Annotated in this window: 14 protein-coding genes; 9 read left to right on the top strand and 5 right to left on the bottom strand. The window is 69.9% G+C overall.

All coding sequences use genetic code 11. From position 1 onward, the window contains the following. The first annotated feature begins 268 nt into the window (after nucleotides 1-268). Both B4N89_RS40920 and B4N89_RS40915 read left to right on the top strand, forming a co-directional pair. Nucleotides 269-811 (top strand): PadR family transcriptional regulator, encoded by a 543-nt coding sequence (locus B4N89_RS40920; protein ID WP_143658264.1) that lies wholly within the window; start codon nucleotides 269-271, stop codon nucleotides 809-811. A gap of 121 nt (nucleotides 812-932) precedes the next feature. Next, complete coding sequence (locus tag B4N89_RS40915; protein WP_078981706.1) at nucleotides 933-1691, top strand: siderophore-interacting protein; 759 nt, start codon at nucleotides 933-935, stop codon at nucleotides 1689-1691. 1041 nt (nucleotides 1692-2732) lie between these two features. Here B4N89_RS40915 and B4N89_RS40905 read toward each other — a convergent pair. Next, nucleotides 2733-6050, bottom strand: coding sequence for an AfsR/SARP family transcriptional regulator (locus tag B4N89_RS40905; RefSeq protein ID WP_078981705.1), 3318 nt, complete (start codon nucleotides 6048-6050; stop codon nucleotides 2733-2735). Nucleotides 6051-6241: 191 nt separating this feature from the next. Here B4N89_RS40905 and B4N89_RS40900 point away from each other — a divergent pair, with 191 nt between their 5' ends. From B4N89_RS40900 to B4N89_RS40890, 3 genes are all read left to right on the top strand, one after another. Beyond that, on the top strand, nucleotides 6242-7837 hold the full coding sequence (locus B4N89_RS40900) for an MFS transporter (protein WP_078981704.1): 1596 nt from the start codon (nucleotides 6242-6244) through the stop codon (nucleotides 7835-7837). 724 nt (nucleotides 7838-8561) lie between these two features. Continuing rightward, entirely contained in the window at nucleotides 8562-8927 is a 366-nt protein-coding gene (locus B4N89_RS40895; RefSeq protein ID WP_078981703.1) for a hypothetical protein, read from the top strand. An 88-nt stretch (nucleotides 8928-9015) separates the two neighbouring features. Next, complete coding sequence (locus B4N89_RS40890; RefSeq protein ID WP_201261151.1) at nucleotides 9016-9357, top strand: hypothetical protein; 342 nt, start codon at nucleotides 9016-9018, stop codon at nucleotides 9355-9357. Nucleotides 9358-9645: 288 nt separating this feature from the next. Here the strand turns inward: B4N89_RS40890 and B4N89_RS50975 are convergent, their stop codons facing one another. The 3 genes from B4N89_RS50975 to B4N89_RS40870 all read right to left on the bottom strand — a co-directional run bounded on the left by B4N89_RS50975 (nucleotide 9646) and on the right by B4N89_RS40870 (nucleotide 14044). Then, a complete protein-coding gene (locus B4N89_RS50975) occupies nucleotides 9646-10572 on the bottom strand; it encodes a calcium-binding protein (protein WP_201261150.1) in 927 nt (308 codons plus the stop codon). 1088 nt (nucleotides 10573-11660) lie between these two features. Next, on the bottom strand, nucleotides 11661-12125 hold the full coding sequence (locus tag B4N89_RS48375) for a transposase (RefSeq protein ID WP_101897558.1): 465 nt from the start codon (nucleotides 12123-12125) through the stop codon (nucleotides 11661-11663). Between the two features lie 473 nt (nucleotides 12126-12598). Continuing rightward, nucleotides 12599-14044, bottom strand: coding sequence for an MDR family MFS transporter (locus B4N89_RS40870; protein WP_143658263.1), 1446 nt, complete (start codon nucleotides 14042-14044; stop codon nucleotides 12599-12601). A gap of 69 nt (nucleotides 14045-14113) precedes the next feature. Here B4N89_RS40870 and B4N89_RS40865 point away from each other — a divergent pair, with 69 nt between their 5' ends. From B4N89_RS40865 to B4N89_RS53570, 3 genes are read left to right on the top strand one after another with little or no spacing between them, the layout of a single operon-like run. Further along, nucleotides 14114-14764 (top strand): TetR/AcrR family transcriptional regulator, encoded by a 651-nt coding sequence (locus B4N89_RS40865; protein WP_078981700.1) that lies wholly within the window; start codon nucleotides 14114-14116, stop codon nucleotides 14762-14764. Between the two features lie 52 nt (nucleotides 14765-14816). Next, nucleotides 14817-15191 carry a cytochrome P450 gene (locus B4N89_RS40860; protein WP_161500988.1) on the top strand — a complete coding sequence of 125 codons (375 nt, stop codon included), beginning with the start codon at nucleotides 14817-14819 and terminating at the stop codon, nucleotides 15189-15191. Beyond that, nucleotides 15101-15418 (top strand): cytochrome P450, encoded by a 318-nt coding sequence (locus B4N89_RS53570; RefSeq protein WP_107504209.1) that lies wholly within the window; start codon nucleotides 15101-15103, stop codon nucleotides 15416-15418. Before B4N89_RS40860 ends, B4N89_RS53570 begins: the two co-directional genes overlap by 91 nt. A gap of 465 nt (nucleotides 15419-15883) precedes the next feature. Here B4N89_RS53570 and B4N89_RS40855 read toward each other — a convergent pair whose 3' ends face one another. After that, complete coding sequence (locus B4N89_RS40855) at nucleotides 15884-17002, bottom strand: FAD-dependent oxidoreductase (protein WP_078982347.1); 1119 nt, start codon at nucleotides 17000-17002, stop codon at nucleotides 15884-15886. 100 nt (nucleotides 17003-17102) lie between these two features. Here B4N89_RS40855 and B4N89_RS40850 point away from each other — a divergent pair, with 100 nt between their 5' ends. After that, nucleotides 17103-17789 carry a TetR/AcrR family transcriptional regulator gene (locus tag B4N89_RS40850; protein WP_078981698.1) on the top strand — a complete coding sequence of 229 codons (687 nt, stop codon included), beginning with the start codon at nucleotides 17103-17105 and terminating at the stop codon, nucleotides 17787-17789. Nucleotides 17790-18066 lie beyond the last annotated feature (277 nt).

The following is an 18066-nucleotide window of genomic DNA, read 5'->3' as shown; positions in this document are numbered from 1 at the left end:
GTGCCGGCACGCGCCCTGCAACCCGGACTCGTCGGACTGCCCGCCGAGTTGCAGGCCGAGCGCGCGATTCGCCGGCTTGCCGACCACCACGGGTGGCTTCTCGTCCTGGACCAGGTCGACGACACCGCGTTCGCCGTTCGCCCCCCGGGCCACCGGGGGGCGAAGGCGGCAACGCCGTTATCGGCCGGCCCTGTTCGGGCTTCGACGGGGTTCGACTCGAACCGAAGGGAACTTGCGGAAGATATGTCGTACGACATATCTTCCGAGAGTGAACGCACGACGTGGGCACGGCCACGGCAGTCGCAGGAGAGCCGACGGCGGAACCGGGCGGTTCTTCGCCCCCGGCGAGTTGCGCATCGCGCTGCTCGCCCTGATCGCGGAGCAGCCGGGTCACGGCTATGAACTGATGACGCGCCTGGAGGCCCGCTTCGCCGGCGCCTACCAGGCCAGCGCCGGCGCGGTGTACCCCACCCTTCAGCAGGTCGAGGACGAGCAACTCGCGCTGCGCGAAACGGACGGTGGGCGCAAGGTCTTCCACATCACCGACGCGGGCCGCGCCGAGGTCGCCGCACATGCCGACGAGGTCGAGGCGATCTGGGCCCGCGCGACCGTGCGCGGCGAATGGGGCATGCTGCGCGACCCGAACGCGGCCGAGATCGTCGCCCCGGCGCTGCGCCTGATCAAGGCGGCGGTGGCGACGATCGTCCGCGCACACGGGGATCCGGCGGTCGTGGAGCGGGTGCGCGCGGTGCTGGAGCGCGCCCGCCGGGAGCTCAAGGAGATGGACCGCGATCGCAAGCACCACCGCTGAGTCACCGAGCCGAACCGGAAGCCGCCCCGGACGCCGGCCCGGCCACGCCTGCTCGACGCGCTCGACGCTGCGCGACCGCTCGATCAACCCGACTTACTCGACGGACCAAGGAGCTCGTCTGATGAGTACGACCCAACGATCGACAGGAGTCGGTCGCCGGTTCCTCGACCGGCTGTTCGTCACCGGCACCGTGATCGAGATCGAGGCGATCACGCCGCGGATGCGCCGGGTTCGGATCGGCGGCGACGCCGTCCGCGGGCTCGGCCGACTGCCGGGGCAACAGGTGCGGGTACACGTCGGCGACCTGTTGTCGCCGCGGATGTGGATACGACCCGGTGACCTGCTGCGCACGTACTCGGTCTGGTGGTACGACCCGGTGGTCGGCGAACTGGACCTGTGTGTCATGGACCATGGCGAGGGTCCGGGGGCGCGTTGGGGACGTGACCTGACGGTGGGCCGGGAGGTCCGATTCGGCAAGCCCGAGGGCAAGTTCACCCTGCGCCCGGACGCGCCGTACCATGTTTTCGCCGGCGAGGAGACCGCGGCGGTGGCGATCGGCGCGATGCTCGCGGCGCTGCCCGCCGACGCGGCCGTGTACGGCGCCGTGGAGACCGCAACGCCCGAGGACCGGCTGCCGCTCGCCCGTGGCGCCGAGTTGGTGCTGCCCCTGCGCGGCGCGGCCTCGGCGGCGGCCTCGGCCGTGCTGCTCGACGCCGTCCGCGGTCTGGAACTGCCCACCGAACCGGGCATCGCGTACGTGGCCGGCGAGGCGAAGACGGTGCAGTCGATCCGCGAGCACCTGGTGGTCGATCGCGGGTGGCCGCGCCGTTCGGTGCTGACCAAGCCGTTCTGGACGCCGGGCAAGAAGGGGATGGAGTAGCGACCGACACCGCAAACCCCTCGGCACCGGCCGAGCCGGGCAGGGCACTGGTGCCGCGCCCGGCAAACGGTGCCGGCGTACCGCCGGCCTCGGCCTCGACAACTCCCGGGGTCGCCGTGGTGGTTGGTGTGCGGCTGCCGTTGTGACCTGGGGGTGTCGCGGGCTGGTTGAGAAGGTCCGGGTGTGTTTCACACAGCGCCCTGCGTCCGAAAGGACCGGATCGTGTTTGTGCCGGCTCACAGGGTTTTGCCTTGGTCGCAGGGCCGGGGTGGTCTACCGTCCGGGTGTGTGGGAACCCGGTGGTGGGGCGGTGTCGGGTTTCGGCGAGGTGGTCGATGCGGATCCGGTCGAGGCTGGTTCCGGTGATGCGTTCGGTGCCGTCGTCGATCGCGGCTTGGCGGACCTGGCGGGCGCGGCCGCCGAATCGTCCGGCGGTGCGTTGGTGGAGGTAGGCGGCGAGGCGGGGGAGTGTCCCGGCCTGGTGTGCGTTCAGGTCGAGGGCGGTTTCCACGCCGGCGATCAACTCCGTGAATGGTTCGCGTTTCCCCGACCGCGCAGGGAACGCCCCGCACTCGACCAGCGAGGCCCGTCCGGCGAGTTGCGCCCCGCGTACCCCCGCGCACAACGATGTGGCGGCCACGTCGATGCCCGCGTACACGAACGTCGCGCCGATGCGTTCGGTGAGGTCTTGCAACAGATCCGCGGTCTCCGCACCGGTGGTGGCGCGCGGGTCGAGGCGGTTGCGCCGTTACGCAGCGTCGAGCAGGACGATCGTGAACGCGGATCCCTGGTGGACGAATTGCGCCGTGCCGGCGGCCTCGGCGGACGTTCGCGACGACGTGGAGACGAGGCGGAACGCGCACGCCGGCGAGCCACCGCCCGCATCCGCGACACACTCCGGCGGCTCGGGCGGCCGCACCGCGCCTGGCCGAACACCTGCGGGAGGACGTGTCCAGGGCCGCGGTCTGCGTGTACGCCCCGACCGACCCACTGCGCCGGCGTCTGTGACACCGGGCCGACGGCCCGGCGCAACAACAGCCGCTACGCCTCGGTGGACCCGGGGACGGGCCCGCCGGGCGAGGACGAGTCGGCGAGGAGTGCCTCCCTCGACGCGTCGTCCCACGACACTTTAGTGCCGTACGCGTCGTCGAACCGCGCATCGCCCACGATATCGCGAGCCCGCGCCTCGATGCGGGCAACGTCGTCCCGTTCGCCCTCCGGCAACGGCGTGCCGACCGAACGACGAGCCGCCGCGGCGGCGCCCAACAGGCGCGCCGCCTGATCGGCGTGGCCTGCCAGGACCTGAGCGCCGGCCAAGCCCTCCAGGGCAAGAGCCACCGAGCGTGCGTCCCCGGCGGCGCGGGCGGCGGACAGGCCGGCGAGCTGCATCTCCAGTGCGGTTCTCGGGTCGCCCCGCAGTTCGGCGACGAAGCCGAGTTCGGCCAGGATGAGGGCGGGCATTCCCGGCTCGTACCCCATCCGGCGGTGCAGTTCCAAGACGTTCCGCAGGTGGGCTTCGGCGGCGTCCAGGTCGCCCTCGCGGCGTGCGCCCATCCCGAGGCCGATCTCGGCGTACTGTTCGCCGAACGTGTCGGACTGCGCGATCGCCACGCGCCGGGCCCGTTCGTGCAACTCCCGGGCGCGCGGGTAGTCCCGTGTGAGCAGGGCCATGCGTCCCAGGCCGGAGAGTTGGAAGGACACCTCGGGCCACAGTTCCAGTTCCTCGGCCATGCGCAGCCCTTCGCGGTGCAGCCGCTCGGCGCGGTCGTAGTCGCCCGTGACCTCGGCCAGTGTCTGCAGCGGCACCATGGCCTGCAACTGCCCCCACTGGTCGCCCAGTTCCCGGAACAGTGCCAGGCTTTCCTCGCCGCGGCCGCGCACCGCCCCGAAATCGCCGTGCAGCTTCGCGTGGAACGCCTGGCCGGCCAGCGCTGCCGCCGTGCCCCAGCGGTCCCCGAGCGACCGGAACGCCACGAGGGCGGATTCGACCAGACTCCGGCTCGGCGCCGGATCACCGATGCCGTACATGTTGGACGCCACGAACCACTGGGCGCGCGCCTTCCCCAGAGGAGCGTCGATCCCGTCGTACGCACGCAGCGCAGCCGAGTACGCGTCGACCGGGTCCGCGCTGCCACCGAGCCGCAGTCCGACGCCACCCAGCCAGGCCGTCGCAGGCGCGACCAGAACAGCGGGGGCCTCGGCCCCGATCGACAAAGCCATCGTGAGGCAGCGCCGGGCCTCGGTGTTGCGCCCCCGCAGGCACCAGTACCAGGCCATGGCGTTCACGAGGCGAAGTGCGCACTCGGCATCCCCGACCCGTACGGCGGCGTCCAACGCGGAGCGCAGGTTCGCGTGTTCGGCATCCAGCAGACGCAGCCACTCGCGCTGCCTGTCACCTCGCAGATACGACTCGGCCTGCTCGGCCAGCACCGTGTAGTAGGCGCGGAACCCGCGGTGGCAGTCTGCCGACTCGCCGGATTCGGCGAGCTGTTCCGCGGCATACGCGGCCACCGACTCGGTCATTCGGTAGCGGGGGCCCTTCGTGGCGTCCGCGCCGTCCGCCACGACCAGCAATGAGCAGTCCACCAGCCGGGCCAGGAGGTCGACAACCTCCGCGCGGTCCACCCCGTTGCCCGTGCAGATCTCCTCGGCCGCGGCGAGGGTGCAGCCGTCGACGTGTACGGCCAGGCGGCGCAGCACTGCCTGCTCTCGGTCGCCGAGCAGTTCCCAACTCCAGTCGATCACCGCCCTCAGCGTGCGCTGCCGTGCCGGAGCGCTCCGCGAACCGACCGCCAACAAGCGGAAGCGGTCGTCCAGCCGGGCAGCCAACTCGCGCACGCCCAGCGCGCGCACACGCCTGGCGGCCATCTCGAGGGCCAGGGGAAGGCCGTCCAGGCGCCGGCAGATCGACACCACCGCATCGAGGGTGCCGTCGTCGAGGACGAATCCCGGCGCGGCGGCCGTGGCACGCGCCACGAACAGCTCCACCGCGCTGAACCCGCGCACATCCGCCGTGCCGAGTCCTGCGGCGGACGCCGGATGCCGCAGCGGAGGAACCTCCTCCAGCCACTCGCCGGTGATGTCGAGCGGCACCTGGCTGGTGCACAGGATGCGGAGAGCGGGGGCCCGCTTCAGCAACTGTTCGGCCAACTCCGCCACGGGCGCGGCGACGTGCTCGCAGTTGTCGAGGATCAGCAGGACCGGGCGGTCGCCCAGTGCGTGAGCGATACGCGTGGCCGGCGACAGTGGCGCGTCTCCGGTACGCACGGTGTCGTCCCGCACCCCGAGGACGGTGCAGACCTCCTCGGTCACCGCCGGCCATCCACTGCCCTGCGAAGCCGACGTCGGGTGGAGCGCGGAGAACTCCGCGAGGTGGACGCCCCCGGGGAACATGGCGCCGAGCCGCGCGGCGGTCGCCAGCGCGAGCCGTGTCTTCCCGACACCACCGGGCCCGGTGAGCGTCACCAGTCGGTGCGCGCCCAGCAGCAGGCGCAGCTTCTCGATTGCCTCGTCACGGCCGATCAGCGCGTTCAGCGCGGCCGGCACGCCGCTCGGCGGGCGGCCCGGTGCAACGGGAGCGGGAGCCCGTGGCACGGGAGCCCGCAGGGTCGCCGGCGAGGGGTCCTGGGTGAGGATCGCCTGGTGCAGGGCCACCAGCTCCGGACTCGGATCCACTCCCAACTCCTCGGCCAGTCGGGCACGCAGATCCCTGTAGCTGCGAAGCGCCGCATCCTGGCGGCCGGCGAGATACAGCGCCCGCATGTGCGCGGCGCGCATACGCTCACGCAGCGGGTGGACGTGCACCAAGTCGTTGAGTTCGTCGGCGACTTGGGCGTGCGCGCCGAGCTCGAGGCGTACATCCGCCTGCTCCTCGACTGCGGTCAACCGCTGCTCTTCCAACAGGGCCGCCGCGCCGCGCGCGAAGTCCTCGTCGATGAAGTCGGCGAACGCGGGACCGCGCCACAGGGACAGCGCGTCCGTCAGCAGAGCGGCTCGGGCCCGCGGATCGGCGGCCGCCCGGGCGCGGTCGAGAGTCTCCCGGAAACGATCGGCGTCCACCGCGTCGGGCCCGACACGCACCTCGTACCCCGGCGGGCGCGAGAGCACCAGCAAGCGTCCGCCCGGCTCGGCGTCCTCCAAGGACCGCCGCAACCGCCACACCTTCGTCTGGAGCATGCCCGAGGGATTGTTCGGGAGTTTCACGCCCCACAGATCCTCTACGAGCCGGTCCCGGGAGATCGGTTGCCCTCGGTGCACCAGGAGACACGCAAGCAGGGCGCGCACCTTCCGCTCGGGGATCCTGGCCTCCGATCCGTCGGCAGCCCATACCCGCAAGGGACCCAACACCCCGAAACGCATGCGGCCAGGCTAACCGAGAGAGCCGACTCCATCCCCTACGGCACCGCGGGGTCGACGGCGGACCGAGAGAGAACCGAGAGATCGCCGCGAGCCCCGCAGCGCAGTGTGGCAATCACAACGGATCGAGCACGGCGCGCCACAAGCACGGCGCGCAACCAGCACCGGAGATCCAGGATCAAGGAAGGTCAACGATGTCATCGATGGCGCTCCAGGCCCCGTTCGGAAAAGCCGGGCCTCGGGAATGGCTGGGGCTCGCGGTACTGGCCCTGCCCACACTGCTGATCTCCCTCGATCAGAGCGTGCTGTACCTGGCGCTGCCGCATCTCGCCGAGGATTTGCGGCCGACCGGCACGCAGACGCTGTGGATCATGGATATCTACGGCTTTCTGATCGCCGGTTTCCTCATCACGATGGGCGCGTTGGGGGATCGGATCGGCCGCCGGAAGCTGCTGATGATCGGCGCCGCCGCCGTGGGCATCACCTCCATCGCGGCTGCCTACTCAACCAGTACAGAAGCCTTGATCGTCACCCGCGCGTTGCTCGGCGTCGCCGCCGCAACCCTGATGCCGTCGACCCTGGCCCTCATCGGCAACATGTTCCACGACCCGTACCAGCGCGGACGCGCCATCGCGGTATGGGCCGGTTGCTTCATGGGCGGTACAGCCCTGGGCCCGGCGATCGGCGGAGTGATGCTGGAGTTCTTCTGGTGGGGCTCGGTGTTCCTGCTCGGCGTACCCGTCATGGTGGTGCTGCTGATCGTCGCGCCCCTCGTCCTGCCCGAGTACAAGAATGCCGACGCCGGTGGAGTCGACCTCTTCAGCGTCGTACTGTCGCTGGCGTCGCTCCTTTCGACCATCTACGGACTGAAGGAGCTTGCCCGCCACGGCGTCGCGACCGTACCGATTGCCGCGATCGTCGTCGGTATCGCCGTCGGCGCCCTGTTCGTGTCACGACAGAGCAAGTTGGCCGAGCCGCTGCTGGACCTGAAACTCTTCAAGGTCGGCGCGTTCACCGCCGCGCTGTCGATCCTGATGGTCTCGATGCTGGCCACCGGCGGTGGCTACCTCTTCATCTCCGGCTTCCTCCAGATGGTGGAGGGACTCTCGCCGATGGAGGCGGGGCTTTGGATGGTGCCGTCGGCCGTGGCATCGATCATCGCCGCGCAACTGGCGCCGGTCCTCGCCAAACGGCATCCGATCGGCACCGTCATCGGGGTGGGCCTGCTCATCGGCACGATCGGCTACCTGATGCTCGTCTTCGTCGATCCGGTCGGCGGACTGCCACTGCTGATGGCCGCGTTCGTGACCGTCTTCATCGGCGTCGGGACTTTCGGGGCACTCGGCACCACCCTGGTCGTGGGATCGGTGCCGCAGGAGCGGGCCGGCTCCGCGGCGGCCCTCTCCTCCATCTGCGGCGACCTGGGCAACGCGCTGGGCGTCGCCACACTCGGCAGTCTCGGTACCGCGGTCTACCGCGACTCGCTCGACTTGCCCGCCGACACCTCCCCCGTCGCCGCCGATGCCGCGAACGCGGGCATGGAGAACGCCGTCACCGCCGCCCGGGACCTGCCCGCCGAGGCTTCCGAGCATCTGTTGGCCGCCGCCGCGCAGGCCTACACCACCGGGCTGAACATCATCGGCGTCGCCGGCGCGATCATCACCGCGACGAGCGCGGCCCTCGCCCTCGTCGTCCTGCGCAAGAGCCGCGGCGCCACGCCCTCCGGCGACGGTCCGCCAGAGCGGGAAGAGAAGTCCCAGGCCGCCGAGAACTCGCTGTCGAACACCTGAAGCCCTTCGGAACAGGAAATCCACTCCGACGACACCGGGTACGGGCGCCACCGAGAGCACCGGTCGGCACGTTGTGGCAGAGCCGGCCCGACGCGGCGAGGGTGTTCGGGCAGTGACCCGGAACCAACCACCGCCGCCGTCGGGAAGCTGCCGCCGGAGGCGGACCTGGTGACCGGCACCGCCACGGCTCCGCAGGAACCGGACGGTGTGGAGAGCGACGCCCAATTCATCCAAGATCTCACCGCCGCCTGTGCAGAGATGACGCAACTGGCGGCCCACATAAGCGAGTTCGCCGTGCTTCTGGTCGGTCGATCGCCTTGTAGGGCCGCTACGTGGTCGCGCTCGTGGTAGCGAGTGCCGACGACCTCGACGCCGCGCATGCCGAACCGCGGCCGTGCGCCCGGTCGGATCCCGAACACCGCGACACCTCGGGCCGTTCGGCGGGCGCGGTCGCCGAACCAAGGCGAACACCGAACGGGCGGGACGACGACATCACGGGGCCGAGGAGGGGGAGCAGGACGCAGGACGAACACATTCGCGGCCCTTCTCGGGAGGCCGACGCTGAACCACGACGTCGAGGACGACCGGGCTGAAGTCGAGGCCGAGTTCGGCATCACCCTGCCCCGGGACTACAAGGCGTTCATGTCGGCCTACGGTCCCGGTCACGCGTGCGGGAACGTGATCTTCGTCCACCCTGGGCACCACGCGAGCCGGAGCTGGGCCATTGCCCATCGCCCGGGAGGTCACCTGCGACCAACTCTTCCCGCGCCCGGCCACCGTCGACCGCCCGAACACCTCCCTCGTCCTCGACTGGCGACACGGCCGCTACGCCTCCGGTGGCACCGTCCCGGAGATCCACCGGGGCATGCACGTCGGTCTGCCCCTTCGGGGACCGGTGTCGAACGACTGCGACTTCGTGGTGACGTATCAGCAGGACGCGGGGCGATCCCTGCCACGACACCCCGTGCTGGTATCGGCGCGGAGCCGCCACGTCGACATCCTCATCGAGCTTCCCCACGGGCGATTCGACTACGTGACGAACCGACTCGACGAACACACCGAACATCGCATCCGCGAGTGGAAGACCTGACGGCTACGAAGGTGCGGCAACCTTCCCAGCCGGCCAGGGACGGGACTCGCACGAATATGACTCGTAGAGTGACGCGTAGGTGGCTCGGATGCGGTCGAATCGGATCGTCAGGCCGAGGCTGTCGGCCGAGTTCGGCGGCGACCCCACCCGCCACGCGTCCGTGAAGGCCGGGAAGAACCAGGCCGGCACGGACCCGATCACCCGGGCCTCCGGCAAGGTCCACACCGTCCAGGCCCGCTACGTCCGCGACAACTGGCTCTCCGACGCCCTCCAACGACAGGTGTTCCGCGCGCTGCAGAACTCGCCCGGGGCCGCCGCTACTACGACAAGCAGCGTGCCCGCGACCTCGACTACAACCCCGCCCTGCGGCAGGTCGGCAACCGCCTCATCGGCATCCTTCATGGCTGTCTCGGGACCGCACCCACTATGACGAAGCCACCGCCCGGGCCCACCACGGTCAACGTTCGACAGCCACCCGACTTGACATCCCCAAGTGATGGAATGCCCGACCCCGGACGACCGAGGCGGACCCGGGCTCGACGCCGGGTCCGCCCCGCGGCGGTTCGCGGGTACCGCCGGCGTCGATCCCCTCCCGGTGGCAGTCGTCGAGGATCGTCCGAACGTGGTGCCCGAGCGCCGGGTGGGCGGCGTGCGCGGCGTGCGGATTTGCCGGGCGGACGGGTACGTGGTTCCGGCCGCCCGGCGGGTGTGCGCGGGTTCAGGGGAGTTCGCAGTCGATGCGGGTTCCGCCGCCGGCGCCGACGTCGCATCGATCGATGCCCAATCCGCCGTTGAGCGTGTCCAAGCCGCCATCGCCGTGGAGTTCGTCGTTGCCCGATCCGCCGATCAGGGTGTCGGCGCCCTCGCCGCCCAGGATCAGGTCGTTGCCCGCGCCGCCGTCCAGGTTGTTGGCGATGGCGGAACCGACGAAGGCGTCGCCGTAGGGACCGCCTTCCAGGTCCTCGACGTCGGAGCGGATGTCGATGGTCTGGTATCCCTCCTGCCCGTCGTTGCGTGCGTCGTCCAGCGTGACCGACACCGGACCGGTCGCGGCGGCGAAGTTGACCACGTCCTTGCCGGGGCCGCCCGAGACGTTGCGCGCGGTGCCGGTGGCGGTATAGCTGACGATGATCCGGTCGTTCCCCAGCCCGGCCTGCACGTTCGCACTCTCCATGACACGAATGGTGTCGTTTCCGGCATCTCCGAGGGCCGTGCAGCCGGACACCCGGATCGTGTCGTCACCCGCGGCGCCGTTCGCCTTGCACACGTCCGTGGACCAGGTCCGAAACTGGATGTCCAGTGAGTCGTTCTTGTCGCCGGCATCGATCTCCAGGCTCGTCCAGTCGGTCTCCATGTGGCATCTCACCTTGTGGTCGGTGTACTTCGTGCAGCCGTCGCCGACCACCATCGAGGTGGCCAACTCCTCCACCACAAGGAACTCGTCCGTTTCCCCGGAGGTGCGGATGTCGTTCACCGCGCCCGGCGACGCGATCACGTGCACCACGTCGTTCTCCTGGTACACCAGCGTGGGGCCCGCCAGCGCGGCCGTAGGTGCCGCCACGGCGACGATGGTGGTGCCGGCAGTGCCGCCCGCAACCACGAGCAACACGGCGGTGAGCTGTGCGAACCACCGTTTCACCGACATGCGCGTCCCTCTCCTTCGAGTCGTGACGACACGCACGCGCCCGACCGGGACACGGGCGCGCCGCCGCTCACCGCCGCGCGCCCCCATTGCCGAACGACGTCGTGGTCGACGTGCGATCGGGGAACAGACGAACAGGCGAACAGGGAACGCGGGGGAACGCGGCGGAGCGGGCCGAGCGCCCGCCGGCACCAAGCGTCCTCCGCCGACCGGGCCCACGACAGGACGCGTTCCGGCCGAACCACGCCCACCCGTCGACCGGGCCCGACTCGCCCGAAGCGCCGCGACACCCGCCGTACAAAACGCCCTTACCGACCCGCCGGCGCCTTCGCGCATCCCGTCGACCCGAGCCGGCCACGAACCGTTTCCGTCCCAGGACCCACCCGTACATCCACCCGACACCACGGAGCCACCGACGACGCCGGCCCAAAGCACCCCTTCACCGTTTTCCCGGCCCAGCAGGCACACGGGCAACGGCTCGACGATCGCACGCTCGCCCCGCGGTTGGGCCGGGACTGTCAAGGACTTGGCTCTTCCAAGATTTTCGTAGGCATTGATCGTCTTGGCGGGGTGAGCTGAGCAGGACGCGTTGACGTAGGAGAGCGTGGCCGGCCGGGCCGTTGGCGAAGGCATGTAGCAAGGGCAGCTCGGCGGCGCGGGTCCGGACGATCCAGCCGGTCAGCGCCTCGATGTTGCTCTCGGCCGGGACCAACAGGACGGCGAACCCTCTGATTTGTGCGGCGCGTGTGGTCATCTCAGGTCAGGCGGCGATGAGTTGGTCGCACAGCACCTGTTGGTTCTCGCGCAGGTTCTCGGGGCGGCCGGCCAGCAGGCGGGTGGCGCGGCGTGGCGACAATGAGGCGTGTTCGGCCTCGACGCGGCCCTGGTTGATGTGGCGGACGAGAGGGTTGGCGCTGCCGTATAGCCCTGTTCCTTGATCTCGGCCAGGAGGTGGGTGATCGGGACGGACGGATCTTCGGCCCGGCGCCGACGCAGGTGTTCACGGTAGGGGTCGACCAGCACGGGCCCGTACCGCGGTGCCCCGACCAGCCGGTCCGGCTCGCCGTGGCGGGCGTAACGCTTGACGGTGTTCAGAGGGAGGTCGAGTCGACGGGAGCATTCCAGCAGCCCGACACCGGCGTCGAGGAGGTCGTGGACCTGCCAACATCGCTCGCGGGTGGTCTCGTCCGCTTGCCCTCCCGGATCGGCGGCCCGATCCTCGCCCAACAGGCGCTGTACGCGCCAACCTCCTCGAGTACTGCTTCGATGAGGCCGTGCCATAGATGCCATCGGTCCGTGACCCGCACAATCTCCGGGTCGGGGGCGGTAGTTGCCTGAGCGCAAGCACCGGATCCGTCCCGGCACACCACCTCGATGCCGGGATGTTCCCGCAGCCAGGCGGTGACCGTCTCCTTGCGATGATCGGGCAGCACCTCGATTCGCTTGCCGCTGACGGCATCGATGACGATCGCGGCGTACCGATGTCCCTTGCGCAGAGCGAACTCGGCGAGACCTGCCACCTTCGGCGCGGCCCGGTCGGGAAGTGGGATGCGCATCGGGCAGTTGCACCCTCGCCCAGCTCAACGCGCAATGCAGGGCGCACAGAAGCCGGGCACCGGCCGACCCCGCCGGCGCCACCGCAACCGCCTCGACCACCCGCCGCTGGTGAGCGCCCTGACCCGCAGGGTGTCTGCACTGGCCACCACGTGCTCGACCCGCACCGCGGTCAACTGCGGCAACAAGCCCCCCAACTCGATGACACACATCACCAGCCTGCCTCCGACGACCGTGCCAAGTCATCGGAACCCCGCACCGATCAACGCCTACGAAAATCTTGGAAGACCCTAATTCCTGATACTCCCAGTTCGGGCAGCACCCGGCCGCCAGCCACGGTGTCGAGGTTCCCCGGGGCGCAGCGTGCGGCCTCTGGCTCCCACCGGTCCACGATGGACTCGTCCAAGGCCCGATCGATGGTGGGTTGTGCGCCGACCGCGGGCGCGGCCGGCGCGTTTCGGGCCGGGGGCGGCGTCTACCGCGCCGGGTCGGTGGGCTCCGCGGGCTCGGTGCGCTTGTCCGGCGAAACGAGGAAGGCGAGCAGAAGCGGGATGGCGCTGAGGCCGAAGATCCACCAGAACGTTTCGGAGAACGCCGAGAGTCGGTCTGCCGCCGTGGTTGCGCCGTCGAGCAGGTTCTGCAGGATCACGGCGACGATCGCGACGCCGAAGGGTGCCCCGACGCGCTGTACGACGCTGAACGCCGCGCTGCCTCGGGGAGCCTCGTCGTGGCTCAGATTCGAGAAGGCGAGGGTCATCACGGGGAAGGTGGTGGCGGCGAAGCCGAGTCCCTGGGCGAACTGCGCGGCCAGTAGCACCGCTGTTCCGCCGTGGCTGTCGGCCAGGGCGAACGGCACGGTCCCGATCATGGTCAGCACCGCTCCGGCGGCGATGACGAAGCGGCTGTCGATTCGTGCCGCGAAGTCGCGCACGCCCACGACGTAGAACATCGCGCCGAGTCCCTGCGGGATGAGCAGCAGGCCGGTGTGCAGCAGCGTCTCGCCGCGAACCTGCAGGTAGAAGAGGGGAAGCAGGAAGGACAGGGCGTAGGTCGAGAACCCGCCCGCGAACGTGATGGCGCTGCCCAGGCCGAAGCTGCGCCGCGTGAACATACGGACGTCGACGAGAGCGGGACGACGGGCGCGCAGCGAGTGGACCGTGAAGGCGGCGAGCAGCACGGCACCGATGGCGAGCGGGAGCCAGGCGCCGACGGCGGCGAAGCCGTCCTTTCCGGATATCTCACCGATGCCGTAGGCGAGCGCGACGACGCCGGGAGTGAGCAGGAGGAGGCCGCGAATGTCGAGCCGGTGGCCGCGCTGTGCGGCGGTCGAGGGCAACAGGATCCGGCCGAGCACGAGCGCGACGACGCAGACCGGCACATTGATCAAGAACAGCCAGTGCCAGCTCAGCGACTCCAGGATGGCGCCGCCGAGCACTGATCCGAGGATCGGACCGAGGAGACCGGGAAGCATGACCGCGGCTGTGGCCTTGTGGATGCGTTCCGGGCCGGCTGTCCGCGTGACGATGGTGAGCGTGATCGGCATCACCATGCCGCCGCCGATTCCCTGGACCGCCCGGAAGGCGATGAGCTGGGGCAGGGAATCCGCGAGGCCGCACAGGGCCGAGCCGACGAGGAAGGCGCCCATGGCGAACAGCCACGCGTTGCGCGCGCCGAACCGTTCGGAGAGCCATCCGCTCACCGGGATCACCGATACGAACGCCAGCAGATAGGCCGTCGTGACCCACTGCGTCCGGGCGACCGAGGCATGGAACACCCCCTGCAGGTGGTCCAGGGCGATGTTGACGATCGTCGTGTCCAAAAGCGTCGTGAACACTCCGAGCGCCAGGACGAGGCTGATGAGGGTCAACCGGCGATCGGTCACCGGCGCCGCGGCCTGCGCGGCCGTTGCTGTCGAGGTCATGTCGAGCACACTACACCGTGCAGTGTAGTAGCTGCACCGGTCGGTGTAGGGTGACCTTCGGAGGTACGGATGAGCGCTGTTGGCACGGAGAAGTCGGTGCGCGAGGGGTCCCTGGAGAAGCGGAAGGCGATTCTCGCCGCCGCGCGGGACCTGTTCGTGCGCCAAGGAGTGGACCGCGTCAGCATGGATGCCGTCGCGGCCGGAGCCGAGGTGTCCAAGCGCACCGTGTACGACTACTTCGGCGACAAGCGCCGCCTTTTCCTGGCCATCCTCTCGGACGCCTCCCAGTCACTGGTGGCCACCGCGCGCCGGGCGCTCGACGAGCACCTCCCGGAGGGCGCGCGGATCACCACGGTGCCGCAACTGGAGGAGGCCCTCACCGCGTTGGCGATCGACCTCGGCACGTCGATCGTCGGCTCCGCCGACTACGCCGCCGGCTTCGCCCTCGTCGCCCAAGAGCGCCTGCGGACGCCCACGACCGAGGACGACATCGCGACGGGGGTGGTGGAGGAGGTGTTCGCGAAACGCATCGCCGACTTCGTCGACACCGGACTCCTGGACACGGACGACCCGCGTCTGGCCGCCGACCACTTCTTCGCCCTGACGATCCTGTTGGCCTACAACCGTCAACCCGTCCCCGCCAACCCTGCCCCGGACAAGGTCCGTCAGACCATGATCGACGGGGTCCACGCATTCATCCGCGCATACGCCACACGTTAGGAACGCCGTGATGTCGCGCTTCGGCGGGACGAGGTGCTCACGCCCGTCGATCGTGATCGGGACCAGGTCGGGCGTCGTCCGCGCCGACGACGCCCCGAGGATGTCCGAGGACGAACTCACCGATCAAATCGTGACGTTCTACACGGCCGGAATGGCGACCTCCTCCGCCACCCTCGCCTGGGCCCTGCACCTGCTTGCCCGACACCCCGACATCCGACGCCGCCTCCACGAGGAGGTCGACACCGTCGTCGATGACACCGCCTCCCTGGAGGACCTCCCCGCACTGCTCCTGATCGGGCGGATCGTCACCGAGAGCCTGCGCCCGTATCCGCCGGTCTGGATCCTCACCCGCGCCACGTCCGTCGGCACGGCGCTGGGGGCATTGGGATCCCGGCCGGGCCCACCATCCTCCACAGCCCCCGCCTGATCCACCGCCGACGCGACGGCCACGACGACCCCGAGACGTTCGACCCCGACCACCGGGCCTCCACCCCCGCCCCCCGTCCGCACCCGGCGCGCGACTCGTTCGTGGCCTACGGGACCGGACCCAGGAAATGCATGGGCTACGGATGCGCCCGACCCCCGGAAACACCCCGCCCCCGGGACCGACCCCTCCGGCCAGGAACCCGCGGACCGAACAGCATGACGGGATAGGCCCGTTCGCGGACCGTCGTATCCGGCGAACAGGCGCCCCACGAAGACGATCCCGTGGGCGGTCGCCCGGTTGGCCCTCGGCGACCGCCCGCCCCAGGCGGCTGTCTGCCCACCCCGGCCGCGGGGACCCCGGCGGGCGCACCGGGCGGACCGGCGAGTCCGTGCCGGCGGCGCCGTCGAACCGTTGCCGCTCCGGCTCCGATTGATTGACGACCCGGACGAGCGTTTCCACGTCGGCGCGGGGGCGGCACGGCTCCTCGCGGTCGGCCTTGTGGAGTCCCTGCGTCTCGCGACCTGTCGTCGTAGGCGCTTCTCCTCTTCGGACGGGCAGCCGCGCACGGCGACCTGTTCGTAGAACGCGTTCTTCGGGACATAACGGGGGGCGTTGGCACCCGGGCACGACGACCGTGAGCCGCTCCTCGCCGGCGGTGACATCTCCTGCCCCCCATCCGCGACCTGCGGTGGTCAGCTCCCGGTGAAGGCGTTGATCAGGTTGTGGGGTGTGCTGTCGCCCAGCAAGTCCCGCAGCTCGGGCGCCTCGGCGTTGGCTGCCTCGGTACGTACGAACATCGCCTGCTCGTACGCGGCCAGCGCGCTCTCGGTGTCGTGGGAGTGCGCGGCGATGGCCTTGCCGAGTTCGGCCCCGTCGTACAGGGCCAGGTTGGCGCCTTCACCGTTGGGGGCCGTCAGGTGTGCGGCGTCGCCGAGCAGGGTCACCCCGGCCGTCCGGTGCCACCGGTGTTCGACGGGCAGGGTGTGGATGTGGCGCAGGACGGGCGGGGTCTCGCCATCGGTGACCAGAGCGGTGAGTTCCGGTGCCCAGCCGTCGAATTCCTGCACGATTCGTGCGGTGGCCGCGCCGGGATCGGTGAAATCGATGTCGGCGAACCAGTTCTGCGGCCTGTCGAGCATGACCCAGGTGTGCAGATTCCCGCCGCGCTCCCGGTGGGCCACGATCCCCTTGCCCGGTTCGAGCACCATCATCGCTCCGCCACCGACGATCTTCGCGCTGGTCGGGTGGCGGTTGTCGCCGTCGAACAGGTGGGTCTCGACGAACGAGAAACCGGTGTACTCCGGTGTCGTGCCGGACAGCAGCGGCCGGACCCGGGACCAGGCACCGTCCGCGCCGACCAGCAGGCTCGTGACGAGGATGGCGCCATTGGCGAAGGCCACTTCGTGGCGGCCCGCGCCGAGGGAGCGGACGCCGCCGACCTTGTGACCCCACCGGACCGTGCCGACCGGGAGCGAGTCGAGCAGCATCTGCCGCAGTTCCCCGCGCTGCACCTCGGGGTTGCCGCCCGTGCCGTCGTCGGGCACGTCGAGCAGAACGTCCCCCTTCCGGTCCAGGAGCCGCATCGCCTTCCGCCCCTCCAGGATGAGCTTGCGGAACTCCTCGGTCAGGCCGGCCACCTCCAGTGCCGGCTGACCGTTGTGGTCGCGTATGTCGAGCAGCCCGCCCTGCATGCGCGCCGACGGAGACGATTCCGCCTCGTAGACCTCGGACGCGATGCCGTGCAGATGCAGCACGCGGGCCAGCAGCAGGCCGCCCAGACCTGCTCCGATGATCGTGACCGGCGTCGTCATGGTGATCCTCCCGATCCAGTGGACGATCCCCATTGGATTGCCACTCCAAAAACGCTAACACGACATTGGAGTGACAATCCACTCGTGCGATACTGAGAGCATGGCGAAGACATCCGCGAACGGATCGGCGCGGGCTCCCCGGCGCAAGGACGGCCTGTCCAGGGACGTGATCATCCAGAGTGCGATCGAACTCCTGGACGGCGGCGGTGAGCGCGCACTGACTCTGCGCGCGCTCACCATTCGCCTGAGCACCGGCTACGGGGCGATCTACCACCACGTCGCGGACAAGGGCGATCTGCTCGCGACCGCAACCGACGAGATCTTCGCTCGCGTGCTGACCGGCGCGGTCATCGATACGGATCCACGCGAAAGCCTGCGGCACCTCGCCCTGGGACTCTTCGACGCGATCGACGCGCACCCCTGGGTCGCGGCAGAACTCTCCCGGCAGCCGTGGCGGCCCGTACTGCTGGACTTCTACGAGAGCATCGCCGGCCTGCTGGCCGCGCTCGACGTCCCCGAACGGGCACGCTTCGACGCGGCCGGCACGTTCATGAGCTATGTCCTTGGTGATGCCGTACGGAACGCGGCAACGGCACGGCACCTCGCCGACAGCGGCATGGACCGAGCGGCCTTCCTCGGCGCCGCTGCCACACAATGGGCGGAAGTGAACCCCGACAAGTACCCGTTCGTGCATGCGGCGGTGTCGAAACTGCGCCATCACGACGACCGCGAGCAGTTCCTCACCGGCGTCGACATCTTCCTGACCGGCATCGCAGCCCTGCGCTGATCATGTGCGGCGGTGGTGTGTGCGTGGTGGCGTGAACTCGGATGTCGCAGGTTGGACGAGAACGTTTCAAGGATCAGATCCAGGCATGAAGTTCCGGATCGCCTCACTGTGAGTCAATCCGTGAAACCATCGATGTGAAGCCGTATGTGCTGCCGGAATCCTGGCCGACTGGACGTTCTCCCGAGGAGCGTGTTCCGTCGACAGACGCAGCACGCCGATCCTGGACGACGCACCGATGGAATCGCTCGACACGGTGGCCTGGCGGGGGCGGGCTCCG

Origin of the sequence: Embleya scabrispora (assembly GCF_002024165.1) — a bacterium.
In the GTDB taxonomy this organism is placed as follows: domain Bacteria; phylum Actinomycetota; class Actinomycetes; order Streptomycetales; family Streptomycetaceae; genus Embleya; species Embleya scabrispora_A.
This window is presented reverse-complemented; position numbering and strand designations above follow the sequence as displayed.